This window comes from Undibacterium sp. Tian12W, from assembly GCF_049339405.1.
GTDB lineage: Bacteria > Pseudomonadota > Gammaproteobacteria > Burkholderiales > Burkholderiaceae_D > Undibacterium.
On sequence record NZ_JBMPPK010000003.1, the window covers coordinates 364,066 to 388,392 of the forward strand.

A 24,327-nucleotide genomic window follows, 5' to 3' on the forward strand; every position below is an offset into this window, starting at 1 on the left:
TATTACATTTTACAACGCCTTGATCTGCATACCGTCGGCCTTGTCTTCCACTTCATAGCCCAGCGCATGCAATTCACCACGCAAACGGTCTGCCTCAGCCCAGTTCTTGGACTTGCGTGCAGCCTGACGTTGTTCCGCCAGACTTTGTACTTCTGCCGGGATAGCCAGCACGGCAGGTTGCCATTGCGCCAGACCCAGACCAAATACTTTGTCGAATTCTGTCAGCGTGGCTTTTTTGTCGGCATCAGACAGATCAGCTTTCAGCATTTCCCATACTAGTGCCAGGGCGCGCGGTACGTTCAGGTCTTCATTGATGAAGGTGGTGAATTTTTCGCGGTATTCGGCACTGATATCGCCACCTGTTGGCCATGCGTGATAAGTCTCACGCAGGCGTTGCAAGGCTGTCTGTGCAGACAACAGGGCCTCAAAGCTGAACTGCATCTGGCTGCGGTAATGCGCAGTCAGACACAGATAGCGATATGCCAGCGGATCAATATCCTGGTCCAGCAAAGTTTGCAGGCGCAGGAATTCACCCGTCGATTTGGACATCTTGCCAGAATCGATTTGCAGGAAGTAACCATGCATCCAGAAGTTGGCCAGGCGGGTGCCATGGCAAGCCTGGTTTTGCGCGATCTCGTTGCTATGGTGGATGGCGATATGGTCTTCACCACCGCAATGTATATCAAACCATGGCGTAAGGTATTTGGCTGACATGGCAGAGCATTCTATATGCCAGCCAGGGAAGCCACGGCCCCAAGGGCTGTCCCATTCCATTTGACGGTGTTCATCTGGCGGGCTGAATTTCCACAGCGCGAAGTCAGTCGCATGCAGTTTTTCACCAAGTTCAACACGGCTGCCGGCCTTGATCGCATCACGCTTGATACGCGCCAGGAAACCGTAGTCGTCCTGTTTGCTGGTATCAAAATAAATGCCGTCACTGGTGCGATAGGTGTAACCATTTTTTTCTATGGCAGCGATGAAATCGATTTGCTCAACAATATGGTCGGTGGCCTTGCACCAGATGGCTGGTTCCAGGATATGCAGTTTTTGCAAATCATCCTTGAAGGCTGTCGTGAAACGGTCAGCAATCTGCCAGGCGGATTCACCGGCTTTGCGGCTGCCTTTTTCCATCTTATCTTCACCATCATCACCATCGGACACCAGATGGCCAACGTCGGTAATGTTGATGACATGGCGCACGGTATAGCCATTCCATTCAAGGGCGCGGCGCAACAGGTCTTCAAACAGATAAGTACGCAGGTTGCCGATATGGGCATAGTCATACACGGTAGGTCCGCAGCAATACAGGCCCACCCAGTCTTTATTCAGTGGGCTGAAGGGGCGCAGGCGGCGTTCCCAGTTATCGTAGAGAAGTATGTCCATTTGTTGTGAAAATAGCTAAATGTGAATGTAGTAAATCGTGAAAGCGGGTATTTTTCAGCAAAGACGGGCAGGCAGAGGCAGACCTTGCTGCACACAGTTTTGCAGACTCAACAACAGTCTGAGTGACAGTTTGAACAACAGCTTAAACAACAGCAGTCTGAGTTGAAATCTTGTGTTTTTATGGACGCAGACATGCCCGGCACTGATGTGTCGCCTATGCAATCTTTAACATCTTGCAGGTACAAGTGGGGCATATAATTAAGTCTGACTGGTTCCGTTAGGACTGAATTTAAAAAGTTCAGGGAGAGAATGTAGCATAGATATGCACTTTTGATCAAAATTGAACTGCCTGACCAGGCCCCAGACTGGCAAAGCCAGGTGCAGCTGAAAAATAAAACGGTGCAAAAATGCAAACGAATTATAAAGACGTCAGCGAAGAAAATTACCGCTCTCACTACACCAAGCAGGACAGGGCGCAAGTCCGCCGTGTTGTCCGTATCATGCTGTGGGCATTTTTGCCGCTGGCACTGGTCGATGTACTCTTCCATGAGTTTGATATTCCCCTGGCTGTCTTGCTGCTGATGCGGCTTGCCGGATTCTCTTATTCCCTGTGGCTGATCAAGCAGTACGGCATGGAAGAGAATGTACCCAGGCTGGACCGCTATGCCATGCACTGGATAGTTCTGGTGTTGTCGATACAATTCGTCAGCAATATCTGTTTGCCACGCGATTATCTGGGCCATTACATGGTCGATGCCTGGCTGGTGCTGATGGCATTCATTTCCCTGCCTTTGGCTTTGAACATATTGCGCATACCGCTGTTCCTGTTTGTCGCAGCTTCCTGTTTGCTGCTGTTGTATAAACAATCAGGCACTTTTTCCCAGGCAGCCAGTGTCTTGCTGATCATGCCTGCGGTAGCCATTACCGGTCACGCTATTGCTGCTTACGTGCACAGGTACAGGCGCAAGCTTTTGAGCGCCGAGCATGAACTGGAAAGACAGGCAAATACCGACCCCGTCACCGGCGTCGCCAACTGGAAAGAATTCATGCGCATCTCAGACACTGAGCTGCAGCGTCACCAGCGCCTGGGCAAGCAATTGTCCATGCTGGTACTTGATTTGAGTGACTTCAAGCATATCAACGACATGCATGGGCCACAGGTCGGCGATGTGATCCTGGTCGAAGTCAGCCGCCGCGTAAAACGGGCGATGCGTGCTTATGATTGTGTTGCCCGTTTCAGTGGTGAAGAGTTTTTTGTGCTCTTGCCTGAGGCCTCCGCCGAGGATGCCGTCAAAATTGCTGACCGTGCCCGTGCCACGGTAGTTGCCATGCCGATTTCTGTCTCTGGCAAGGAAATGAAAGTCAGTGCCACTGTCCGTACCGCCACCTTGCGTGAAGGGGATACTGCATTGAGCTTGTTGCGCCGTGCGGGTGAGGGGGCAGATGGGCGCGAGCAAGAAATTCCACAAAATGTTAATCTCGTGCCAGTGTAAATTGCCAGTCAGATGGCGAATTTAATAGCGACGATTAAATAGTAATGCTAAGGATGTGGAAAATGGAGTTTTACGGCGTCACCGATTTATGGACCTATGTATTAGGTGCGCTGGGCATAGTCTTGCTGCCTGGCCCCAATTCTTTATATGTATTGGCAGTTGCCACCACACGTGGCGTGCGTGAAGGCTATAAGGGGGCAGCGGGTATTTTTGTCGGCGACAGTATTTTGCTATTGCTGACAGCCCTGGGTGCCGCCAGTATCTTGCGTACTTATCCGGCTTTGTTCATGGTGGTGAAATATGCGGGTGCAGCTTATCTGGCCTGGGTGGGTATCAACCTGATCTGGGCTGCCATACAAAAATGGCGTAACAAGACAGTGACGGTGGCAGAAACGCAGGCGACAGCTGTCAATATGCAAAACCCGTTCAAGCGTGCGCTGGTGATCAGCTTGTTGAATCCCAAGGCTATCCTGTTCTTGCTGTCTTTTTTCGTGCAATTCATCAACCCGAATTATCCGACACCGGCAATTCCCTTCCTGATACTCAGTAGCGTCGTGATGGTGTTCAGCACCACTTATCTGTCGGTATTGATTTTCCTGGGCTCTCGTCTGGCACGCAACTTCAGCAAGCGTCGTCGCCTGTCTGCCAGTTTGTCGAGTGGAGTAGGCAGCATGTTTGTCTGGTTTGGCGTCAAGCTGGCCAATGCCAGCCTGCACTAAGACTGTTCTAAGGCTGTTCAGACTATTGCTGCAATTATTTGATCTCACGTTTCAAAAATTCCCAGACACCGGGATCAGACATCGCGGCTATGTTGATGCGCATCTTGGTGGAGGGAAGCTGGCTCGGTGAGAATAAACTGCCAGGTGCCAGCAGATAACCCTGTTCCATGGCTTTCTCGGTCAGCTTGTTGGTGTCACAGCCCGTCTCGGTCCACAGGAACATGCCGGCAGGCGTGCGGTAATCTACCTTCATTCCCATTTGCTCAAGACGCTTGGTGATGTCATCGCGCACCCCATCTAGTTTTACCCTTATGCGATCTACATGCTTGCGGTAATGTCCTTCCGACAGGATTTTATACACCACGCGTTCGCCAATTTCTGTGGTCGTCAGAGTAGATAACATCTTACGATCGGCCAGGCGTATCGCCAGTTCAGGTGATGTCGCGATAAAACCAACCCGTAAATTTGCTGCCAGCGATTTGGAAAAACCACCTAGATAAATCACCCGGTTCAACTGATCCAGCGCAGCAATGCGGGTGGCGGCCTGTACTGCCGGGCCGGGGTGCATGTCGCAATACACATCATCTTCAACGATCATGAAGTCGTGTTCTTCTGCCGCTTTCAAGACCTGAAATGCCTTGGCTGCAGATAACGAAGTCGAGGTTGGATTATGCAAGACCGAGTTGATGATATACAGCTTGGGTTTGTGTACTGCTGCCAGTTCAGCGAGTTTGGCCACGTCCGGGCCGTCATGCAGGCGTGGTATGCCTATTACTTTGGTGCCAAGAATGGCGAAAGAACCAAACATCAAGAACCACGCCGGGTCATCGACAAAAATGGTGTCGCCAGGCTGAGTGAATTCACGTGCCACCAGATCCAGTGCCTGCGTCACGCCACTGGTCATGACGAGTTGTTCAGGTGAGGCAGCAATTTCCAGTTCCGCCAGTTTCAACTGCAATTGCTGGCGTAGTGGCAAAAACCCTTGTTGGGTACCGTAATGCAGCAAGAGGTTCTGGTTCAACCTGCTGATGGAACGCAAGCCATTCGCCACCAGTTCCCCATCGAGCCAGTCATGTGGCAAGACGCCCGAGCCTGGCATTTTTTGCGGTGGCAATTGGCGGAACATATTGCGTACCAGCCACACCACATCCAGGTTTTGGGTGATGGGGGCGATTTGTGCCGTGGTTGGGACATTGTTGAGCATCGATGCACGTTCACGCACAAAAAATCCTGCCCCCCGGCGCGACTCCAGATAGCCTTTTGCAACCAGCCTGTCATAGGCTTCTACCACCGTAAAACGTGACACTTCCTGTTCGTCGGCAAACTGGCGTATCGATGGCATGCGCGCGCCTGTGCGCAGCAATTTGTCGTCGATGCGATTGGCCACGGCATTGACGATTTGCTCTACCAGTGAGCCGCCAGAATCGCGCGAGATAAAAAAGGTGGGTGTCAGCATTGCATGTCTCCAGACTATATCCTGTAATGGATAGTTGACCATTACAGTATGAATATTATCGCTTGCAGTGTATTGGTACTGTATCGGTTTTTGCGTTTAGGATAGCACAACACTAAAGCAAAAAAGGGAGAAACAACATGGATGGGCGACAGAATTTCAGTCTTGACCGACGTGGAGAGCAAGATGGCAATTGATACCCTCATGGCCTTTGCCCTGTTTGCGCTGGTGTCTTCGATTACACCTGGCCCGAATAATCTGATGTTGCTGGCTTCTGGTGTCAACTTTGGTTTCCGTGCCACCTTGCCGCATATGCTTGGCATCAGCATAGGCTTCATGATACTGGTACTGGCAGTCGGTGTGGGTCTGGCTGGCCTGTTTGCGGTTTTCCCCTGGTTATATGTCGTATTGAAATGGGCAGGAGCTGCGTATCTGCTGTACCTGGCCTGGAATATTGCCAATGCGGGGCCTATAGAAAGCAAGACGCAAGACGGCGCGCACAAAGCTGGCCCCATGAGTTTCTTGAGTGCGGCCGCTTTTCAATGGATCAATCCCAAGGCCTGGGTCATGGCGCTTGGTGCCTTCAGTACCTATATCCCCGCAACCAGCGGCTTCTGGATCGTTGCCCTGGCGGCTGGTGTTTTTGCAGTCATCAATTTGCCCAGCGTAGGCTTATGGGCATTGTTTGGTGCCAAAGTCAGGCATTTGCTGAAGGTGGAACGTAATTTGCGCATTTTTAATTATGGCATGGCCCTGCTGCTGGTCTTGTCGCTTTATCCTATGCTGGTGAGTTCACAATGACAACGGGCACGCAAATTAAAATAGGCAGGTCTGTCATGCCGGTACAAGAAAACAAGGGTATGGCCCTTGGACTGGTTGGTGTCATGATTTTCAGCCTGACACTGCCATTTACCCGCATGGCAGTGGCGGAACTCAATCCAGTTTTTGTTGCACTGGGACGGGCTGTGGTGGCAGCATGCTGCTCGGGCATCCTGTTATGGATGCAGGGTGCCAGACTGCCACGACGTGAGCAAATCAAACCCTTACTGATTACTTCTCTGGGTGTGGTGGTCGGCTTCCCTTTGTTCAGCTCTGTTGCCATGGCTTATGTGCCTGCTACTCATGGGGCCATCGTACTGGGTATCTTGCCCTTGGCAACTGCCTTGTTTGCAGCATTGCGCTTTAATGAAAAGCCGTCGCCTGGTTTTTGGGTGATGGCGGTACTGGGCAGTGGTCTGGTCATCGTCTTTGCCCTGATGCAGGGTGGTGGCTCATTCCAGTTTGCCGACCTGGCCTTGTTCATCGCAGTGATCGCTGCTGCCATGGGCTATGCCGAAGGCGGACGCTTGTCGCAAAGCATGGGCGGGCAGCAGGTTATCTCCTGGGCTTTGCTGCTGGCTTTGCCGGTTTTATTGCCTGTTACTACCTGGCTGGGCTGGCATTATGGGATGCAGGCTTCTGGCCGCGCCTGGGCCGGGTTTGCCTATGTGTCAGTGTTTTCCATGTTCATAGGCTTTTTCTTTTGGTACAAGGCCCTGGCTATTGGTGGTATTGCCCGCGTCGGCCAGGTGCAATTGCTGCAGCCATTTTTGAGTTTGCTGGGTGCTGCTGTGATATTGGGTGAAGTGTTGACTGGCCGTGAAATCTTTTTTGCGCTGGCTGTGATCATTGTCGTTGCACTGGGACGGCGCATGAATATTCAACGGTGAAGCTGGGAAATCTCCTGGAGTGACCAAATTTAATCTGTCACAAGCAGTGCAGCAGGGGGTGTTAATCGCATCAGTGCAGGCTTACAATAGAGGACTGGTATCATAGGACATACGCAAAACTGCCCCAGCTGCGTTGCAGCTCCAGTATTTAGCAAAATCCGGTACCGAAGTACTGTCTTCGTCGCTGACGCCTTGCTGGGACAATTTTGCGTAAGTCCTATCAAAATGGTATCGGCTTGAATATGGGTTGGAATTCCGCGACTTCTTGAAGTTTGCAGAAATAATAATAAAAATTCAATTATCTCTAGTGCATCAGTGAGGGCTGTTGCTCTTTTTCCTGGAAAATACACATGTCATTTTACGAAAAGCTTCAAGCATTAAATATTGAATTGCCAGCCGTGGCGACACCCGCTGCTGCCTACGTCATGTATGCACAAACCGGTAATACCGTATTCCTGTCTGGCCATATTGCCAAAAAAGATGGCAAGCCATGGGTGGGTCAACTGGGTAAGAATATCTCTACTGAAGAAGGCAAGCTGGCCGCACGTGCAGTCGCGATTGATCTGATCGCCACTTTGCAAGCTGCTTGTGGCGGCGATTTGAACCGTGTCAAACGCATCGTCAAACTGATGAGCCTGGTTAATTCCACACCTGATTTTATCGAGCAACATCTGGTGACGAATGGCGCGTCTGAACTCATCGGTGAAATCTTTGGTGAGCAAGGCAAGCATGCACGTTCCGCCTTTGGCGTGGCCCAAATCCCTATGGGTGCTTGTGTAGAAATTGAAATGATCGTTGAGATCGCCTGAATTTTATAAAACAATAAACTTGCCCGAGATGGCAATCCCAACCGAGAGATAGTGAGACCAGCATGAAACTTGAGAATCCCAGCCCCATAGAGTGGAAATTTTCTGACCGCGCCGAGCAGTTGCAAAGCTCTGCCATCAGGGAAATTTTAAAAGTGACCATGCGTCCTGAAGTGATTTCTTTCGCTGGCGGTTTGCCATCTCCAGAAACTTTCCCGGTAGAGCGCATGCGCGCTGCTTTTGACAAGGTACTGACACAACAAGGCAAGTCTGCATTGCAATACGGCCCCACTGACGGCTATGCCCCTTTGCGTGAATTTCTGGCCGACTCTTTGTCTACCAATGATTCAAAAATCCTGCCTGACCAGATCATGATGGTCTCCGGCTCTCAGCAAGGTTTGGATTTGCTGGGTAAAGTACTGGTGGATGAAGGCAGCAAGGTTTTGGTGGAAACACCGAGCTACCTCGGCGCTTTGCAGGCTTTTTCAGTTTATCGCCCAGAGTTTGAGTCGGTGGATACTGATGACCATGGCCTGATCCCCGCTTCTGTTGCCGCCAAAGGCGCAGGCGCGCGCCTGATGTATGCCTTGCCTAACTTCCAGAACCCTACCGGACGCACCTTGTCGGTAGAGCGCCGTTATGAGCTGGTAGAAACCTGCGCACGCATGGGCATCCCGCTGGTCGAAGATAATCCTTATGGCGATCTGTGCTACAGCGGCGAGCCTTTGCCAAAAATGCTGAACATGAACCCCGGTGGCGTGATCTACATGGGTTCTTTCTCGAAGGTGCTGACGCCAGGCATACGCCTCGGTTATGTTGTTGGCCCTACACCGCTGATACGCAAGCTTGAGCAAGCCAAGCAGGCAGCTGATTTGCACACAGCGCAGTTGACGCAGATGGTGGTGTATGAAGTCATCAAAGATGGTTTCCTGAGTGAACACATCCCGACCATACGCACTCTTTACGCAAAACAATGTAACGCCATGCTGGATGCCATGAGCAGGCATTTCCCTGAAGGTGTGCAATGGACCAAGCCTGAAGGCGGCATGTTCATCTGGGTCACACTGCCAGAGCACATGGACAGCAAGCAATTGCTGGATGAAGCAATTCAGCAAAATGTCGCTTTTGTGCCAGGTGGCCCTTTCTATGCAAACAACCCTGCAAAAAATACCTTGCGCCTGTCCTTCGTGACTGTGTCGCCAGAGCGTATCAATGAAGGTATCGAGAAACTGGGCAAGCTGATCAAAGCCAGAATTTGATCGAATACTTCACATTGCAATAATCAAGACCCGCTGCTGGCGGGTTTTTTTATGGCGCCAAGCCAAAATAGTCCCATCGAATCAATCTCATTTAATATGTAACTGTCAACTATTGTGATTTACGTCATCAATTTTGGGTGTGAACCGTTAATGCATGTATGTTTCGCAATGCGATACTGAACTTTGATTAACTGAGGAGTAGTAAATGAATAAAAAATTGTTCCTGGCCAGCCTGATGCTGACTGCCGTGACGGGTGCATTTGCACAGAACATGACGGCCAAACAGCAATACGCAGCAGACAGCAAGCGCGCCACGCAAAGATACAATGACGATAAAAGGCTGTGTGCTGATGCTGGCAGTTCCTCGGCCAGAATGCAGTGTCTGCGTGATGCCAAGACTGAATACAATACGGCGCTGGCTGTTGCCAAACAAAATATGAGTAGCAAACCTGTAGCTGCGCCAGCCAATGCCAGGAATGAGCCAGTTTGCCCTGATTGCGGCAAGGTGCTTGCCGTATCTGTGGAAGATAAGGAAGGTGAGGGCGGTGCTCTCGGTGTGATTGCAGGCGGCGTTGCCGGTGCCTTGCTCGGTAATCAGGTCGGTAACGGTACTGGCCGTGATCTGGCGACGCTGGCCGGTGCTGCTGGTGGCGCGCTAGCCGGGCACAAGATAGAACAAAAAGTGAAAACAACCAAGGTATGGAATGTAACGGTCGCTTTTGATAATGGCAACAAGCAGACCTATTCTTTTGACCATGACCCTAGCTTGTTGTCTGGCGATGCAGTCAGAAGTAGTGGTAATTCTGTCGTCAGGCGCTAAACTCCATATCATATAGAAAAGGATTGCCGTGTCCGGGCAGTCCTTATTCTGGCTGATTGCAAAGTGGTAAAAATCTTGCACTTATGGTCAGGATTTGGAGGAATTATTTTCTTTTTGGAAACCGTTCCTCCTTCACAACTACTTTCTTGCCAAGCCTAATTCCAGCAGTTAGACTTAGGTATCCATTCCCTCACGTTCTTGCCGAGAAGGTCGTGCCATGAAGCTTGATACTTGCGAAGCCAGTCCTTCAAATAATGTCCTGTTGCAGTTGTTCTGCTGTGCGGCATTATTGTCGATGGCAGCGTTCAGTTCAGCAGCGCATGCCAATGAGTCTTGCAAGAGCCTGCTGGCAACTGGTAACCCTGAATATCCACCTTATCTGTGGCGTGATCCTGAAGATGAAAACCGTCTGATAGGGGCAAATGCAGAGTGGATGCAGTTATTGTCCAAAGAAATTGGCATACCTATAGACATTAAATATGTAGGCCCATGGGGAAGAGTGCAGGAAGAGGCCAAGCTGGGACGTGTAGATTTGCTGGCAGGTGCATTTTTTACCCTGCCCAGGCTGGAATACATGGATTATTTCTACCCGGCTTTTCGTGAAACACGCACGGTCATCTGGACCCGAAATAATTATAATCTGCCGTACAAGAAATGGGCTGACCTGGCGGGCAAGCAGGGTGTTACTGTGATTAACAACAGCTTTGGTGAAGACTTTGATCGTTATGCCAAAGAGTCACTGAAGATTTCCATGGTGCCCAGCCTTGAGCAGGCTTTGAAGATGCTCAGTCTGTCTCGTGCTGATTACCTGATTTATGAAGAAGACCCAGGCCTGGCCTATGTCGCCAAGCTGAATATCACTGGCTTGAAAACCGTCACGCCACCGATTACAAACGAAAATTTATATTTGACCCTGTCCCATAAGTCAGCCTGCAATACGCCGGAAATGCGTGGCCGCATTGCCAAGGCAGTATACAAACTGGACAAGCAAAACGTGATGAATAAACTCATTGCGGCCAATATACAATTGTGGCGCAAGCAACAATCGAAGTAACCGCTGCAAATAACAGGTAAACCATTGCGTACACTCTCCCTCCGACAAATTCTTATTATCGGCGTTGTAGTTGGCATCGTATTGCCTGCGATTGTTTTGGGGCGCTTTCTGGTGCAGGACAGGTATGAGCGGGAATTGCAACTGCGCGTACGCAATCCTATGTCGCAATATGCCGATATGCTGTCGCGCGGCATGGCAGTGCCGGTCTGGACGCTGGACAAGGCAGTCGCCAATCAATTCATACAAGCCGTCATGCGCAATCCCGAAGTGGTCAGCGTCGAAGTGCTTGATGAATCCAAATCCATCTTCGCCCATAGCAGCAAGTTCAAGAAAGAGGGCGCTAAATTCCTGCGCGAAGAACGCCCCATCCTGCTGGAGACCAAGGTCATCGGCAGTGTCATGCTGGAGCTGACTACTGAACATATAGAAAAAGAACTATGGGCAGACTTTCTGAAGCTGGGATTGGCCTTGCTGGTGCAGGTTGTGTTTTCTTTTATCCTGATCTGGCTATTGTTTGAGCGCCGGATCGTCAGGCCGATCATGGAATTGCAGTTGGCGACCGGGCGACTGGCGCGTGGCAAACTGGATCAGCCGTTGGAATGGGAAAGACAGGACGAAATCGGTAATCTGGCGCAAGGCCTGGACAAGATGCGTCTGAACCTGGGACGTTTGATCACGGAACGCGAAGCGCAAAATATCACCCTACAGCAAGAACTCAACGAGCGCTTGCGCGCCGAGCAGGCCCTGAAAGTGACTGAAGAGAAGTTCATTGGTATTTTTCAGGCATCACCCGTCGCCATGACGGTGCTGCGCAAAAGCCAGCACTACAGCATGATCGACGTCAATGATGCCTGGGTCAGGCAATTTTACTGGTCACATGATGAAATTCTCGGGGACAACGAAACGCAGAAAGCGCTGTGGCGCAACGAAGCTGATTTCGCGGAGATATTGCGCATCATAGAACGCGATGGTGAAATCCATGATTATGAAGCCTGGCTGACTTGCGGCCAGCAAGAAAAAATCATCCTCTGTCAGGTATCCGGGCGCATGATACGGCTCGGTAATGAACCCCTGATTATCCTGGTGCAGGAAGACATTACCGAAAAACGCCAGAATGAGCAGGAAATCCGCAATATGAATACCACGCTGGAAAGGCGGGTTTCTGAGCGTACCCAGGCGCTGGAAGCGGCCAACAGTGAACTGACCATCGTGTTAGAAAATCTGCAACGCGCCCAGCGCGAATTGCTCAGGACTGAAAAAATGGCAGCACTTGGTTCTCTGGTCGCAGGTGTTGCACATGAGCTCAATACGCCCATAGGCACCAGTGTCACCGTGGCCAGCACGCTGGCCCAGCACACAGATGCTGTATTGGTTGAATTTGACAAAGGCTTGCGCCGCTCTGTGCTGGAAGAATATTTAAGAAATGCCAAGACCGGTGCCGATTTACTCTTGCGTAATCTGAGCAAGGCATCTGAACTGGTGATCAGCTTCAAGCAGGTTGCCGTCGATAGAACCAGTGCCAACCGCCGCGTCTTTGCGCTGGATGAAATGTTGTCTGAGCTGATCCTGACCATGGGGCCTACCATACGCAAGACCCGTCATGATGTCGTTCATAGTGTCCCACCCAAGCTGATGATGGATAGTTATCCGGGGCCATTGGGCCAGGTCATGACCAATTTGATCAACAATGCCTTTATCCATGGTTTTGATGGTGATTATCGCGGTACGGTCAGCATCACGGCGCGTATTTTTGATGAAAATTTCGTCGAAATAACCGTGCGCGACAATGGTAAAGGCATACCAGAAAGCAATCTGGGGCGCATTTTTGATCCCTTCTTCACGACTCGTCTGGGTCTGGGAGGCAGTGGTCTGGGTCTCAATATTGTCTATAACCTGGTGACGGGTATCCTGGGCGGTAATGTCGTGGTTGAGAGCGATGTCGGCAAGGGAACCTGCTTTAAAATCAGCTTGCCGCTGGAACCAAAGATGGCCGATGAAGATGTCGCCGAGGTTCATTGACAGCACGGACACTAGCGGGGCTAGTACTACATCTGATAAAGTCGCGGCATGACAAAATTAAGCTTAGATAAAATCCTTCAGTCGCAAGGATTCGGAACCCGCAAATATTGCCGCGATCTGGTAGAAGATGGCGAAGTTACCATCAATGGCGAAGTGATACGCAACGTCAAAACAAGTTTTGAAACCCAGGATTTGCAATTTCATATCTTTGAAGAAGACTGGGAATACCGCGAGCGCGTATATATCGTCCTCAACAAACCGTCCAACTTTGAATGTTCGCGCAAGCCCAGCCATCATCCTGGTGTATTGACACTTTTGCCTGAGCAATTCAGCTGGCGCGATGTGCAACCCGTAGGGCGGCTTGACCATGACACGACCGGCATGTTGCTGATGTCTGACGATGGTCCATTTATCCATGCGCAATCTTCACCCAAACGTCATGTGCCAAAAGTCTATCAGGCCACCACCGCTGAACCGTTGACTGAAGAGCTGGTAAATTTGTTACTAAAGGGCGTCAAGCTGCACGATGAACCAGAACCATTGGCTGCCATACACTGCCAAAAGCTGGGGGAGCATCTGCTCGAAATCGTACTGGAGCAGGGCAAATACCACCAAGTCAAACGCATGCTGGCTGCCGCAGGCAATCATTGTGCTGCCTTACAACGCACTGCCATAGGTAAATTGACACTGGCTTCGTTGGAACTGGAAGAGGGCGAGTGGTGTTATCTGACTCCTGAGCAGCTGGCTTTATTGGTGCCTGCCTGAATATTTTGACGGTGTTGACAGGTTTCAGATGGTGTTGTGTATGCTCTGTATCAGATGAAGTCTTGCTATCTTCTGGTTAATATGGATAATCTGATCAGATGCTGTAGTTCTTACACTGTCAAAAGGAGCGGACATGCCTGTCATTGCAATTGTCAATCCCAAAGGGGGCGTCGGTAAAAGCACGGTAGCTACCAACCTGGCTGGCTATTTCGCAGCGCATGGTCACAAAGTCATGCTGGGCGATACCGATGTGCAGCAGTCTTCCCGCACCTGGTTGACATTACGGCCACAAAATTTGCCGCTAATCCAGCCCTGGGATATTGCTGATGGCAATGTCTTGAAACCGCCCAAAGGCACTACCCATGTCGTGCTGGATACTCCCGCCGGACTGGTAGGCAGCAAGCTCGACATGGTGTTGAAATCCGCCGACAAGATCATCGTGCCCTTGCAGGCGTCTATTTTTGATATCCTGGCTACTGAAGAATTCTTGAAAAGCCTGTCCCAGCATAAAAAAAATGGCTACCAGATCGGCATACTCGGCATGCGCGTGAATACCCGCAGCAAGGCAGCCGAGCAGCTTGAACACTATGTGGGTCAACTGGGCTTGCCCGTCCTGGGTTTTTTGCGGGATACACAAAACTACATACAACTGGCGGCCCATGGCGCTACCTTGTGGGATGTCGCTCCATCGAGGGTGGAAAAAGACTTGCCGCAATGGGAGCACATCGTGAATTGGGTCAAGACTTGATAACTCGTTTTGATATCGCTTTCGTTAATTAATCTAAAAAAAACCGATATTTATTTCCTATAGTTGCTACTGCTCACTATAATGCCGCTTGCTTGAAGAGAAGGCAGAATTCTCTTTTCTTATCAAAGACTTACGGCATGCATCTTACCATTTTTGAAACTCCCATCATTAATACCTTTATGCGCTGGTTGTCCATCATAGGACTCAAGCTGGCTGGATGGAAGGTCGAAGGTATCGTTCCTGCCGAGCAAAAATACGTCCTGATCGCCGCTCCGCATACCAGCAACTGGGATTTTCCTGTGACCCTGATGGTGTGTTTTGCCTTGCGTTTGCGCGTCTATTGGATGGGTAAGTCCAGCCTGTTTCCGCCGGTATTGGGGCATATCATGCGCTGGCTCGGTGGTATTCCGGTTGATCGTAGTAAATCTGGCAATCTGGTGCAGGGCACGGTTGATGCCTTCCATGCAAATCAAAGACTGACTGTCATCGTGCCACCCGAGGGTACCCGGGGTAAGGTGACTCACTGGAAAACAGGGTTTTACTACATTGCGCTTGGTGCTGGTGTACCGATCGCGCTTGGTTATCTTGATTTCAAACGCAAGGCCGGTGGTATAGGCAAGATGTTTGCCGTGAGCGGTGATATTGAAGCCGATATGGTGCAGATACGCGAGTTCTACTGCGGCATCTCAGGCAAGAATCCACAACAGTTCGATGAGGGCAAAACACAGGCAAGATCGCAGGACTGAGCAAGGGGGCAGCACTGACACGGATTAGCGTATCAATACAGATCAAGGCTCTTGCTGTACAGGGTTTTTCTGGGCATCCTGAGCGTCTATTGCCAGCCCCGCTGGCTTGTTGGACGTTTGAGGGATCAGCAGCCACGCAAGTGGATCAAGGATCAGGCGCTTGGTCAGGGTTTCAGTTTTTTCATGAGCGCATACCCATGTGATAACTATGGAAACCACAACTGAAACCGCCAGGGCTACAGTATTCTCATGCTTGAAAATGGCGCGCAATACACCAGTTTCTTGCAATATGATCAATGCCATTCCATGCCACACCAGAACATAAATAGAACGTTTGCCTATCTGTGCCAGACGCAGGTCTTTTTGCGCCAGCAAATACAGGACAGACAAACCGATGACCGTTGAGGCGGCATATTGCAATAACTGATACATGCTACCCGTCAGGTTGGCCATTTCCAGTCTGTGCAATGAGTAACTGCCATAAAACCAGCGGTAGTCAAAATCACTCTTGAGCATAAAAGCAGCAATGAACGCAGCGATCACTACTATCGCGCTGATCACCAGTCTTTCTTTTTTCTTCACATTGAATATTTCAGCGCCAAGTTTCCAACCTAACAAAAAGTAGGGGAAGAAGACCAGGGTGCGTGAAATACCAAGGAAATAGCCCGCATGCTCAGAATAACTGCCTGCCAGAGACAGGGCAAGCGCGAGCATGACACCAAACTGCATGCGCGAAAACAAGGGCATTAACAGGCGCCAGCACAATAAACTCAGGAGATACCACAGCATCCAGTAAGGTGCGACCAGTCCAGCATATACGCTGCCTGTGCCCTTCAGGGCGAATTCGGTTGCTTCATAAATAATTTCAAAGCCTATCAAAGGCACCAGCACGGTCGATATCAGTTGTGTGGCATTTTTATCATCCCAGCTGGCCTTCGAAAACATGCCTGACATCAGGGCAAACATGGGCATGTGGAAGGAGTAAACAAAAATCCAGATGGAACGCAAAACATGATCTTCGCCCACGTAAATTTCTATCAGATGGCCAAACACGACTAAAAATATCAAGACAGCCTTGATATTGTCTATGCTGGTGTTTCTGATTTTGGGAGTTGTGGGATTGGTCATGCCTGTCAAGCTAATGCGGGGGAATGCCGTCATGATAGCGAAGTTGGCTGGCGATTTACACCCTTAGTTTGTAACGAAGCATTTAAATTCCAGTATCCGGGTTACATGAACGCAATGCGGCCAGTAGAAAGCTGATTGCAGAAAACCAGCTTCAACATGCCATAAAAACAAAACTTGAAGCTGCATTTTTTTCGCCAGCTTGCCTTGGAATTTGATGAATTTGGGTAAAATATGGGCTATGCTTTCCATTCTTTAAAATTTCCACTTGGAAATTAAATGCACTATCAGTGTGTTGAATGTATGGACATCTGCAAGCTAAGAGGTAGTTATGTCTAAAGATAGGTCAAAGGCCAGCTTGCTCAGCGCACAGCTGGATTTTGAAGCGATAGATGGCAGTGAACCCCAAAAAACAGGCAGTGCTCTGGATTTTGAGGCAGGACAAGCTACCTCTGCCGTCCAGGCGAAGGGGGGCGCGGCTAAAATTAGTACCGGCTCCAGTTCTACGATCAATGCTGCGTCTGCATCCAGCTCCCGCACAGCAGCACTTGCCAAAAAGTCAGCGAAAAAGCCTGGCGCGACCAAAGATCGTTTTGGCCTCTATGCGGCCATCATAGTGCTGTTTGGCTTTGCCATCTTGCTGACGATTTTTTTCTATATCCGTAGTGTAGGCAGCAATGCAGCTGGACTTAGCTATTATGTCTTGCCGCAGCAAGTTGCCAATCTGAATGGGCAAGTGGTGCGTATGCAAGTCACAATACAAGTCCGCACTGAGGATAAGGAATGGCTATTTGAAAACAAGAAAATATTGACGAATATATTTCAAATCGAATTCGCCAAAATTGACCCTGACGATTTGCATAGTGAAGAAGGCTTTGACACGGTCAGGGCGCAACTCAAATCCGGCTTGAATTCAGCCTTGCAGACCGACAAAATAGAGTCTGTGCTCATCAATGAATTATTGATGCAAAACAGGGAGCAGTGATTCGCGAGTAGTGAGAACTCCCTGACGCATAAAAACAAGGCACATGATCTACATGTGCCTTTTGTCTTTATGCGCTGACCGAAATACTTTGACTGCTGGAACTGGTTGGCGGCGAACTGTAGGCACGCAATAACTGCAGCGCTTTTTTGAACAGGGCTGCGTCGGTATTCGTACTGCTACTATTGTTAATGCTACCTGTCACCGAGCTGGTCGTTCCATCCGATGCGCTGCCAGTGCTGCCAGAACTGCTGCTTGTGCTGGAGTTGCTTGTACTGGCAGTGGCGGTTGTACTGGTCGCCGTGGATGTGCTGCTCGTCTGTGTAGTACTGGCTTTTTCCAGGTAGGCCAGGGTTTCTTGCAAGCTGACCTTGCCATCCTGATTAGTATCGGCAGCGTCAAAATTCTGCGCCACCTGGCTCAGTGCCGCACCGGCGCTGCTATTGGTTTTGCCCACTTCTGTCGATAAATCCGTCAACTGGGTTTTATCCAGGCCCTGATCGCCACCTTCACCACCTCCTGGTGGCGGAGGTGGAGGCGGTCTCGATCCCTCTGCGCCACGGGTGCGTTTGGCATTGAATTGTGTTTCCAGGGCATCGCCGAGTTTTTTGATGCCATCGCTAAACTCGCTTTTGGTGACCTTGCCATCGCCATCACTATCGAGTTTTTTGAACAAGTCATTGATGCTGGCATTGGTAGAATTTGTGCTGCTGCCACTGCTGCTAGTGCTGGCGGTGCTGGTGGATGAGGATGATGCAATATTGCCAAATGCACTTTCCAGATCCGAGACTTCAAGATAGCCTTGGTTCTTGGTATCAAGCTTGGAAAATACATTTTCCGCTATCTTGCTGGTATCACGTTCGCGTCTTTGGGTGCCGCCAGTTTGCGGGAAATAGCTGCCGGAACTTCCACTTACTCCACTGATGCTGCTCATCGCGCTCTCCTTCAGTCATGCGTTGTTGTGATCTGAAGTGTCGCATCCACATGTTGCCCGCTTGTGTCTGCTTTGTATCGACTTTGACACAAAGAGGCGCTCAGTTCCTAGGCAGGCGCAATTCCACCAGCAAGCCCTGATTGCCAGGGCGGTTTTTTAGTATCAGACTAGCCTGGTGACGTCTGGCGATTTCCCTGGCTATGCTGAGCCCCAGGCCAACACCACCAGTATTTTTATTTCTGGAAACAGCCCGGCGGACGAACGGAGCGAATACCTTTTCCAGTTCTGCTTCCGGTATGCCAGGACCCTGATCCTCAATAATGATTAACAATTCATGTTGGCTATCATGCAAACCGATCTGTGCAGTTTTGCCATAGGCAATCGCATTTTCCAGCAAATTGCTGATACAGCGTCTCAGTTCATTTGGCAGAGCCATCAGAGGGCGTGCCTCTCCATGCATGCTGACAGCTTTGCCTTCATCCTGCATATTGTCGACAATGGCGGCCACCAATGATGTGACATCCAGCATTTGCGAAGACTCTTCGCTGCCACGCAGGTAATTCAGGGTAGCGTCCAGCATCAGGCGCATTTCTTCTACATCGTCGAGCAGTTTTTCATCTGCCTCATTGTGCATTTGCTCTATGCGCAGCTTTATGCGCGTCAATGGCGTGCGCAAATCGTGGGAAACCGCTGCCAGGAAGCGTTCTCTCTCTTCCATTTGCTGGAACAGACGTTCTTGCATCTGATTAAAGACTCGGGCACTCTGGCGTGCTTCTTCTGGCCCTGTCTCTGGAATCGCCAAAGGTTCTTTATGCTTGCCCAGCTTGCTTGCTGCTTCTGCCAGTTGCTGCATGGGGCGCGCCAGACTACGCGAACCTGCCCACGCCGCGATCGCCAGCAAGAGCAATTGTATGGCCATGCTCAGGCAAAAACCCAGGAAAGGGCCATGCAAGATGCCGTGCGGGTGATGTTGCGGCATATGTGCAGGAGGAGGCGGTGGACGGTGATCACCCAGAAAAACAAATAGCAGGATAAAGGTGATGATATGGCTTACGACTACCGCAGCCATGGCCAGGCCGAACAGACGGCTGAAGATGGTATCGCGCAGCAGCTTGTTCATGGCACGCTGGCGTTAAACAAATAGCCTTCGCCACGTATGGTTTTTAATAGGGCAGGGTGGCGGGGATCATCGCCGAGTTTTTGGCGCAGGCGCGACACTAGCAAATCTATGCTCCTGTCAAAGACTTCAGTTGATTTGTTGTGCGCAAAATCGATCAACTGGTCACGACTGAGTATCTGCCCCGGTCTTTTAAGAAAGGCCAGCAAGAGCCTGAATTCTGCATTTGACAGTGGAATAATCAGTTTATCGGGGCTGCACAATTGTCGCGCCGGCAAATTCAATACCCAGGCATCAAAGCGTATTTCTGTTGCTCTGCTCTCGGTAGCTTCTTGCGTTTGTTTTGCTGATGTATGGGCGCGTCTGGTGACGCTTTGTATGCGGGCAACCAGTTCACGGGTATCGATGGGTTTGATCAGGTAGTCGTCAGCGCCTGATTCCAGACCCTGTATCTTGTCGGCAAATTCACCGCGGGCAGTCAGCATGATGACTGGCGTACTGGCATGGCGGCGCAACTGACGTAGCAGGCTCAGGCCATCTTCGCCAGGCAGCATCAAATCCAGTAAAATCACATCAAAATTATGTGACTGCAGTGCTGCACGCATTGCCACGCCGTCTTGCACTGCAACACAACTTATATCAAATTTCCCCAGGTAGTTACTGAGCAAGGCTGCAATTTCTACATCGTCATCGACCAGCAAGATATGCAGGCGACTACCATGCGCGGCTAAACCTGATGTTGATGACTGACGCTGGGGTGCATCCACAGTTACTGGCAATGCAGTCAGCAATTTTATAACTCCTTGATATACCTGAGTAATTTATCCAGGGCATGAATGACAGTTTGCTCCCTGACTGATTTTCTGTCACCGGCAAATACCAGCCTTTCGGTATGGGGGATACCACCGACTACCCAGCCAAAGCAAATGGTTCCTACAGGCTTGCCAGGAACAGCTCCGGTAGGCCCGGCAATGCCAGTGGTGGATAAGGATAAATGGGCTTCAGAATTAGCCAGGGCACCCTGCGCCATGGCAGCGGCAATTTCTTCGCTTACTGCTCCATGCTGGGCTATCAGCGCTGCTGGTATGTCGAGCAATTCCGTCTTGGACGAATTGGAATAAGTCACAAAGCCACAATCAAACCATTCTGACGATCCGGCAATTTCTGTAATGGCATGGGCAACCCCGCCACCCGTGCAGGATTCGGCGATGCTAAGTATTAATTTTCTGGATTTGAGTTCTTCACCGACTTGTGTTGCGAGTTCTATGGCATTTTGCATGATGCGTCTCCTGGCTGGCTGCTGGCTCTGACTGGATGAACTGTTCCAAAACCTGTCCTACATTACTTCTAAACTACTTTACCACCATGTACCCACTGAAGTGAAGTAAAGAAACAAGTCAAAAAGTAAGCTGACAGGAAAGTAACAAATTACATTTGCTCATGTAGAAAAGTGCCAAGTCAAATATTGTTTGACACGCCAATTGTTAGCAATCTTGAGTTAAGAGCTGCAAGCAACAAAAAAGCATTTCTGAAAAACCAATATCAGAGTATGATTTTTGATAGCAATGCGCATTCTTCCTGTTTGTTAAGGGAATTTGCTGAAGGTGTATCAATTTCCGGAAATAATAAGAGACATAGACCTCTTGTATCTACATCCCCAAAGGAGATGCCCTATGAAAATCGAGAATCTGTTTCAGCAGCAAAATGCTTTGCCATCGATACCCAAAGTCGTCCAGGAAGTCATCGATAGTTTTAATAATGACGATGTTTCCATAGACGAGATTGCCCGCAAGCTGTCTGCAGACCAGGTCCTCAGCGCAAAACTGCTGCGCCTGGCCAATTCCTCCTATTACCATGCTTCAAGGACGGTTGGTTCGGTCGATGATGCTGTGCTGATGCTGGGTTTCATGACCGTACGTACTTTGGTGGTCAGCAGCGGTTTAACCAGCGGTTTCAAGTCGATGCCTGGGGTGGACCTGAAGCAGTTCTGGCGCTACAGCCTGCATACTGCTGTCGTATCAAAATGGCTGGCCAAAAAAGCCCACTGTAATTCGGACTTTGCCTTTACCGTTGGTTTGATGCATGCGATAGGCCAATTGGTCATGCATGCAGGCATGCCAGAGCAAATGCTGCAAGTCGATAAAACTGCCGGTCCTTTGGACCCACGCCGGCCAGATGTCGAGCGCACATCCTTTGGTTATGATTTTTTTGATGTGGGTGCTGAGTTGTCCAAGCGCTGGCGCTTCCCTGACACTTTTGCCACTGCCATCAAGGCCTGTGGCGAACCACTGCAGCAATCAGAGTTTGATCAGATAGGTGCGGTGGTCCACATTGCTTCCTGGTGCGCAAGAGGCGAGGAAAGTCATTATTCGAAAGAAGAGCGCGAAGCCACCTTCCCAACAGAAGTGGCAAAAAAACTGGGTATCAAGCCAGAGCTTATTCTTGAAGAAATGCCGCCGTTGGCAGAGTTGAGCGCGGGGCTGGAAGATCTTTTAGGTTAACGCCTCTGCAAAAGAAAAATGGCAAAAACGAATTCGTTTTTGCCATTTTTTATATTTGCTTCCTTCTTTTAAGTGTTTGCTTGTATTTTTGCTTGTATTTTTTCTTGTATTTATTCTTGTATATCAAGCGCAACTGCTTCCGCAACCCGGATGCCATCTACTGCCGCAGACAAGATGCCACCTGCATAACCAGCACCTTCACCGGCGGGAAACAGGCCTCTGGTATTCAAGCTTTGCAAGTCGTCGTCATTACGTTTGATACGGATAGGGGAAGAGGTACGGGTTTCCACGCCAGTCAAAATCGCATCCTTCATGGCGAAGCCTTTGATCTTTTTCTCAAACTCCGGCAAGGCCTCGCGTATTGCGGTGATCGCAAATTCAGGTAACACTGTTGCCAAGTCACACAAGGTAATGCCGGGTTTATAGGATGGTTCTACCGTACCCAATTCCGTGGATGCGCGCGCTGCCAAAAAGTCACCAACCAACTGGCCAGGCGCATTATAGTTACCACCACCAACTTCATATGCCTTCTCTTCCAGGGCTCTCTGCAAATCTATGCCCGCCAATGGGTTACCAGGATAATCTGCGGGCGTAATGCCGACAACGATAGCCGAATTTGCATTGCGTTCATTGCGTGAATACTGGCTCATGCCATTCGTCACAACACGGCCAGGTTCAGATGTCGCTGCCACAACCGTCCCACCAGGGCACATACAGAAGCTATACACAGAACGCCCATTTTTGGCGTGATGCACCAGCTTGTAATCTGCCGCACCCAATATCTTATTGCCTGCGTTAGGGCCAAAACGTGCCTTGTCGATGACAGATTGTGGATGTTCTACACGAAAACCGATGGAAAACGGTTTTGCTTCTACATACACGCCACGATCAGCAATCATCTGGAAGGTATCGCGCGCGCTGTGCCCTATCGCCAGCACAACATGGGCAGTCTCTATATATTCACCGTCATTCAGTTGCACACCCTGAACTTTGCCATCAACGATATCAATATCCGTCACTCTTTGTTCGAAGCGGATTTCGCCACCCAGCGCTTCTATATTGTGACGCATCTCTTCTATCATCTTCACCAGACGGAAGGTGCCTATGTGCGGTTTGCTGACATACATGATCTCTTCTGGCGCACCAGCCTTGACGAACTCAGTCAGCACCTTGCGGCCATAATGTTTTGGGTCTTTGATCTGGCTATATAACTTGCCATCAGAAAAAGTACCGGCTCCACCTTCACCAAACTGCACATTCGATTCTGGCTTCAATTCACGTTTGCGCCACAGGCCCCAGGTATCCTTGGTGCGCTCACGCACAGTCTTGCCACGCTCCAGCACGATAGGGTTAAACCCCATCTCCGCCAGCAGCAGTGCAACAAACAAACCACAAGGTCCAAAGCCAATCACAACCGGGCGTTTAAATGACTTGCCGTCCGCATGCGTGACAAACTTATAGGACGTATCCGGTGTCTCGGATAATTTCGTGCGGTTTCTGTGGCTGGCCAGCAAGGCAGCTTCATTCGTCGTCTCCACATCGATTGTGTAGATCAAAATGATCGCGGTCTTTTTGCGCGCATCATAGCTACGGCGGAACACCGTAAAATTAATCAATTCTTTTTCTGTTATCCCCAGTTCCTTCAGCACGGCGGCTTTCAGCTCGTCTTCGGCATGGTCCAGCGGGAGTTGTAAATCGGTAATGCGCAACATAAATTCGGTCCGGATAACACTGATGACAAATGATCTGCATATATATACATAAGCAGATGTTCAATTAGTGGTTTGATGAATCCGCTATTTTACCCGCATGTGCCTTGATATATGGATTTCCTTGTGAGGAAAGCCGATGTTAACCAGGTATGCGAAATCAATTTTGTATCACTGAGAGAATTTCGCAAAGCCCTGCAAACACCTTCCCCTTCAAGGGGATGGCGTCGGGGTTTCACAAAGCATGCTTTGTGCCGACAGAATCTAAGCCGCCTGTGAGCGGCTCAGTGAAATGGCCGGGAAGGGGGTGGGTTTCGGCCGATCAGCGAAATCAGCGCTATATAGATAGCCCCCGAACTCGTCGCTCCTGCGCAGGCAGGAGCCCAGCGTCGTCCGGTGATGAACGGCGAAGCTGGTAACCAGGACATACGCCAAACACCAGGGGCAGTAGGGTGCGCCATGCGCACCGTTGCCCTATCTATTATATATACAGAGATAGCCTTGACCCTATAAGCACTAAGAAGTAGCACACTGCTCCCCCTATAAAATCAGCATCCTCCAACAATTCCCTAAATAATTTACGCCAAGGTCTTGCAAAGGGGTGAGGAAGTTTGCTATAGTTCGCCTCCCGCTGAAGAGCGGGCGAGAAGAGAAGCAAAGCTAGAGACTGAGCGGAGAAGTTAAAACTGCGGAAGAATCTGGTTGCTGTGAATAGTTTGCAACAGTTTAACTAGTTCGAAAGAACGAAACAAAACGAAATGAGTTGCAGGTGTTGACAGCGGCAAATAAGTGCTTCATAATCTCGTTTCTCTGCTGCTGACGCACACAACGCTGCGACGCAAAGCTGGATCAGAAGATGGTCTGGCGAGGTAGAAAAGATTCTGGTTCTTTAACAATTAACAGTCAATAAATGTGGGCACTTGGTGAAGCGCACCAATTAACTTAGGTTAGTTGGAATGCTTAAATAATATAGCAAGTGTTCACA

Annotated in this window: 22 protein-coding genes; 14 read left to right on the forward strand and 8 right to left on the reverse strand. The window is 49.9% G+C overall.

Going from position 1 to position 24,327, the window contains the following annotated elements:
* Positions 1 to 9: 9 nt before the first annotated feature.
* Positions 10 to 1,383 carry a cysteine--tRNA ligase gene (cysS, locus tag ACO0LI_RS05575; protein ID WP_423031493.1) on the reverse strand — a complete coding sequence of 458 codons (1,374 nt, stop codon included), beginning with the start codon at positions 1,381 to 1,383 and terminating at the stop codon, positions 10 to 12.
* Between the two features lie 407 nt (positions 1,384 to 1,790).
* Between cysS and ACO0LI_RS05580 the strand changes: the two genes are divergently transcribed.
* Both ACO0LI_RS05580 and leuE read left to right on the forward strand, forming a co-directional pair.
* Positions 1,791 to 2,876 carry a GGDEF domain-containing protein gene (locus ACO0LI_RS05580; protein ID WP_423031495.1) on the forward strand — a complete coding sequence of 362 codons (1,086 nt, stop codon included), beginning with the start codon at positions 1,791 to 1,793 and terminating at the stop codon, positions 2,874 to 2,876.
* 62 nt (positions 2,877 to 2,938) lie between these two features.
* A complete protein-coding gene (gene leuE / locus ACO0LI_RS05585; RefSeq protein WP_423031497.1) occupies positions 2,939 to 3,595 on the forward strand; it encodes a leucine efflux protein LeuE in 657 nt (218 codons plus the stop codon).
* A 34-nt stretch (positions 3,596 to 3,629) separates the two neighbouring features.
* Here the strand turns inward: leuE and ACO0LI_RS05590 are convergent, their stop codons facing one another.
* Entirely contained in the window at positions 3,630 to 5,051 is a 1,422-nt protein-coding gene (locus tag ACO0LI_RS05590) for a PLP-dependent aminotransferase family protein (protein ID WP_232063771.1), read from the reverse strand.
* 183 nt (positions 5,052 to 5,234) lie between these two features.
* On the opposite strand from ACO0LI_RS05590, the gene ACO0LI_RS05595 reads away from it, so the two are divergent.
* The 10 genes from ACO0LI_RS05595 to ACO0LI_RS05640 all read left to right on the forward strand — a co-directional run bounded on the left by ACO0LI_RS05595 (position 5,235) and on the right by ACO0LI_RS05640 (position 14,974).
* Positions 5,235 to 5,849, forward strand: coding sequence for a LysE family translocator (locus tag ACO0LI_RS05595; RefSeq protein WP_423031499.1), 615 nt, complete (start codon positions 5,235 to 5,237; stop codon positions 5,847 to 5,849).
* A gap of 35 nt (positions 5,850 to 5,884) precedes the next feature.
* Positions 5,885 to 6,757 (forward strand): DMT family transporter, encoded by an 873-nt coding sequence (locus ACO0LI_RS05600; RefSeq protein WP_423031501.1) that lies wholly within the window; start codon positions 5,885 to 5,887, stop codon positions 6,755 to 6,757.
* Between the two features lie 350 nt (positions 6,758 to 7,107).
* Complete coding sequence (locus tag ACO0LI_RS05605; RefSeq protein ID WP_422954251.1) at positions 7,108 to 7,566, forward strand: RidA family protein; 459 nt, start codon at positions 7,108 to 7,110, stop codon at positions 7,564 to 7,566.
* Positions 7,567 to 7,628: 62 nt separating this feature from the next.
* Positions 7,629 to 8,822, forward strand: coding sequence for a PLP-dependent aminotransferase family protein (locus ACO0LI_RS05610; protein ID WP_423031503.1), 1,194 nt, complete (start codon positions 7,629 to 7,631; stop codon positions 8,820 to 8,822).
* Between the two features lie 205 nt (positions 8,823 to 9,027).
* On the forward strand, positions 9,028 to 9,642 hold the full coding sequence (locus ACO0LI_RS05615; RefSeq protein ID WP_423031505.1) for a glycine zipper 2TM domain-containing protein: 615 nt from the start codon (positions 9,028 to 9,030) through the stop codon (positions 9,640 to 9,642).
* Between the two features lie 217 nt (positions 9,643 to 9,859).
* Positions 9,860 to 10,696, forward strand: coding sequence for a substrate-binding periplasmic protein (locus tag ACO0LI_RS05620; RefSeq protein WP_423031507.1), 837 nt, complete (start codon positions 9,860 to 9,862; stop codon positions 10,694 to 10,696).
* Positions 10,697 to 10,720: 24 nt separating this feature from the next.
* Entirely contained in the window at positions 10,721 to 12,715 is a 1,995-nt protein-coding gene (locus ACO0LI_RS05625) for an ATP-binding protein (protein WP_422954247.1), read from the forward strand.
* 48 nt (positions 12,716 to 12,763) lie between these two features.
* Positions 12,764 to 13,480, forward strand: coding sequence for a pseudouridine synthase (locus tag ACO0LI_RS05630; RefSeq protein WP_422954246.1), 717 nt, complete (start codon positions 12,764 to 12,766; stop codon positions 13,478 to 13,480).
* 133 nt (positions 13,481 to 13,613) lie between these two features.
* Positions 13,614 to 14,228, forward strand: a complete 615-nt coding sequence (locus ACO0LI_RS05635; protein ID WP_422954245.1) for a ParA family protein — start codon at positions 13,614 to 13,616, stop codon at positions 14,226 to 14,228.
* Positions 14,229 to 14,365: 137 nt separating this feature from the next.
* The gene (locus ACO0LI_RS05640; RefSeq protein WP_422954244.1) at positions 14,366 to 14,974 is read left to right on the forward strand and encodes a lysophospholipid acyltransferase family protein; all 609 of its coding nucleotides are present in this window, start codon (positions 14,366 to 14,368) and stop codon (positions 14,972 to 14,974) included.
* Positions 14,975 to 15,016: 42 nt separating this feature from the next.
* On the opposite strand, the gene ACO0LI_RS05645 is transcribed toward ACO0LI_RS05640, so the two are convergent.
* Positions 15,017 to 16,135 (reverse strand): acyltransferase family protein, encoded by a 1,119-nt coding sequence (locus ACO0LI_RS05645; RefSeq protein WP_423031509.1) that lies wholly within the window; start codon positions 16,133 to 16,135, stop codon positions 15,017 to 15,019.
* A 295-nt stretch (positions 16,136 to 16,430) separates the two neighbouring features.
* On the opposite strand from ACO0LI_RS05645, the gene ACO0LI_RS05650 reads away from it, so the two are divergent.
* Positions 16,431 to 17,084 (forward strand): flagellar basal body-associated FliL family protein, encoded by a 654-nt coding sequence (locus ACO0LI_RS05650; RefSeq protein WP_422954242.1) that lies wholly within the window; start codon positions 16,431 to 16,433, stop codon positions 17,082 to 17,084.
* Positions 17,085 to 17,151: 67 nt separating this feature from the next.
* Here ACO0LI_RS05650 and ACO0LI_RS05655 read toward each other — a convergent pair whose 3' ends face one another.
* From ACO0LI_RS05655 to ACO0LI_RS05670, 4 genes are all read right to left on the reverse strand, one after another.
* Positions 17,152 to 18,015: an EF-hand domain-containing protein gene (locus ACO0LI_RS05655; RefSeq protein ID WP_422954241.1), complete on the reverse strand. Its 864-nt coding sequence runs from the start codon at positions 18,013 to 18,015 to the stop codon at positions 17,152 to 17,154.
* Between the two features lie 100 nt (positions 18,016 to 18,115).
* Positions 18,116 to 19,135 (reverse strand): ATP-binding protein, encoded by a 1,020-nt coding sequence (locus ACO0LI_RS05660; RefSeq protein ID WP_423031511.1) that lies wholly within the window; start codon positions 19,133 to 19,135, stop codon positions 18,116 to 18,118.
* Positions 19,132 to 19,923, reverse strand: a complete 792-nt coding sequence (locus ACO0LI_RS05665; protein WP_423031513.1) for a response regulator — start codon at positions 19,921 to 19,923, stop codon at positions 19,132 to 19,134. The genes ACO0LI_RS05660 and ACO0LI_RS05665 overlap by 4 nt, the downstream gene beginning before the upstream one ends.
* Positions 19,924 to 19,925: 2 nt before the next feature.
* On the reverse strand, positions 19,926 to 20,411 hold the full coding sequence (locus ACO0LI_RS05670; RefSeq protein ID WP_423031515.1) for a CinA family protein: 486 nt from the start codon (positions 20,409 to 20,411) through the stop codon (positions 19,926 to 19,928).
* A gap of 394 nt (positions 20,412 to 20,805) precedes the next feature.
* Here ACO0LI_RS05670 and ACO0LI_RS05675 point away from each other — a divergent pair, with 394 nt between their 5' ends.
* A complete protein-coding gene (locus tag ACO0LI_RS05675; RefSeq protein WP_423031517.1) occupies positions 20,806 to 21,633 on the forward strand; it encodes an HDOD domain-containing protein in 828 nt (275 codons plus the stop codon).
* 110 nt (positions 21,634 to 21,743) lie between these two features.
* On the opposite strand, the gene ACO0LI_RS05680 is transcribed toward ACO0LI_RS05675, so the two are convergent.
* A complete protein-coding gene (locus ACO0LI_RS05680) occupies positions 21,744 to 23,345 on the reverse strand; it encodes an NAD(P)/FAD-dependent oxidoreductase (RefSeq protein ID WP_423031519.1) in 1,602 nt (533 codons plus the stop codon).
* Between the last annotated feature and the right edge of the window lie 982 nt (positions 23,346 to 24,327).

Coding starts and splice junctions, on each gene's coding strand:
- cysS (WP_423031493.1), bottom strand. CDS start 1,383: ATGGACATACTTCTCTACGATAACTGGGAACGCCGCCTGCGCCCCTTC.
- ACO0LI_RS05580 (WP_423031495.1), top strand. CDS start 1,791: ATGCAAACGAATTATAAAGACGTCAGCGAAGAAAATTACCGCTCTCAC.
- leuE (WP_423031497.1), top strand. CDS start 2,939: ATGGAGTTTTACGGCGTCACCGATTTATGGACCTATGTATTAGGTGCG.
- ACO0LI_RS05590 (WP_232063771.1), bottom strand. CDS start 5,051: ATGCTGACACCCACCTTTTTTATCTCGCGCGATTCTGGCGGCTCACTG.
- ACO0LI_RS05595 (WP_423031499.1), top strand. CDS start 5,235: ATGGCAATTGATACCCTCATGGCCTTTGCCCTGTTTGCGCTGGTGTCT.
- ACO0LI_RS05600 (WP_423031501.1), top strand. CDS start 5,885: ATGCCGGTACAAGAAAACAAGGGTATGGCCCTTGGACTGGTTGGTGTC.
- ACO0LI_RS05605 (WP_422954251.1), top strand. CDS start 7,108: ATGTCATTTTACGAAAAGCTTCAAGCATTAAATATTGAATTGCCAGCC.
- ACO0LI_RS05610 (WP_423031503.1), top strand. CDS start 7,629: ATGAAACTTGAGAATCCCAGCCCCATAGAGTGGAAATTTTCTGACCGC.
- ACO0LI_RS05615 (WP_423031505.1), top strand. CDS start 9,028: ATGAATAAAAAATTGTTCCTGGCCAGCCTGATGCTGACTGCCGTGACG.
- ACO0LI_RS05620 (WP_423031507.1), top strand. CDS start 9,860: ATGAAGCTTGATACTTGCGAAGCCAGTCCTTCAAATAATGTCCTGTTG.
- ACO0LI_RS05630 (WP_422954246.1), top strand. CDS start 12,764: ATGACAAAATTAAGCTTAGATAAAATCCTTCAGTCGCAAGGATTCGGA.
- ACO0LI_RS05635 (WP_422954245.1), top strand. CDS start 13,614: ATGCCTGTCATTGCAATTGTCAATCCCAAAGGGGGCGTCGGTAAAAGC.
- ACO0LI_RS05640 (WP_422954244.1), top strand. CDS start 14,366: ATGCATCTTACCATTTTTGAAACTCCCATCATTAATACCTTTATGCGC.
- ACO0LI_RS05645 (WP_423031509.1), bottom strand. CDS start 16,135: ATGACGGCATTCCCCCGCATTAGCTTGACAGGCATGACCAATCCCACA.
- ACO0LI_RS05650 (WP_422954242.1), top strand. CDS start 16,431: ATGTCTAAAGATAGGTCAAAGGCCAGCTTGCTCAGCGCACAGCTGGAT.
- ACO0LI_RS05655 (WP_422954241.1), bottom strand. CDS start 18,015: ATGAGCAGCATCAGTGGAGTAAGTGGAAGTTCCGGCAGCTATTTCCCG.
- ACO0LI_RS05660 (WP_423031511.1), bottom strand. CDS start 19,135: ATGAACAAGCTGCTGCGCGATACCATCTTCAGCCGTCTGTTCGGCCTG.
- ACO0LI_RS05670 (WP_423031515.1), bottom strand. CDS start 20,411: ATGCAAAATGCCATAGAACTCGCAACACAAGTCGGTGAAGAACTCAAA.
- ACO0LI_RS05675 (WP_423031517.1), top strand. CDS start 20,806: ATGAAAATCGAGAATCTGTTTCAGCAGCAAAATGCTTTGCCATCGATA.
- ACO0LI_RS05680 (WP_423031519.1), bottom strand. CDS start 23,345: ATGTTGCGCATTACCGATTTACAACTCCCGCTGGACCATGCCGAAGAC.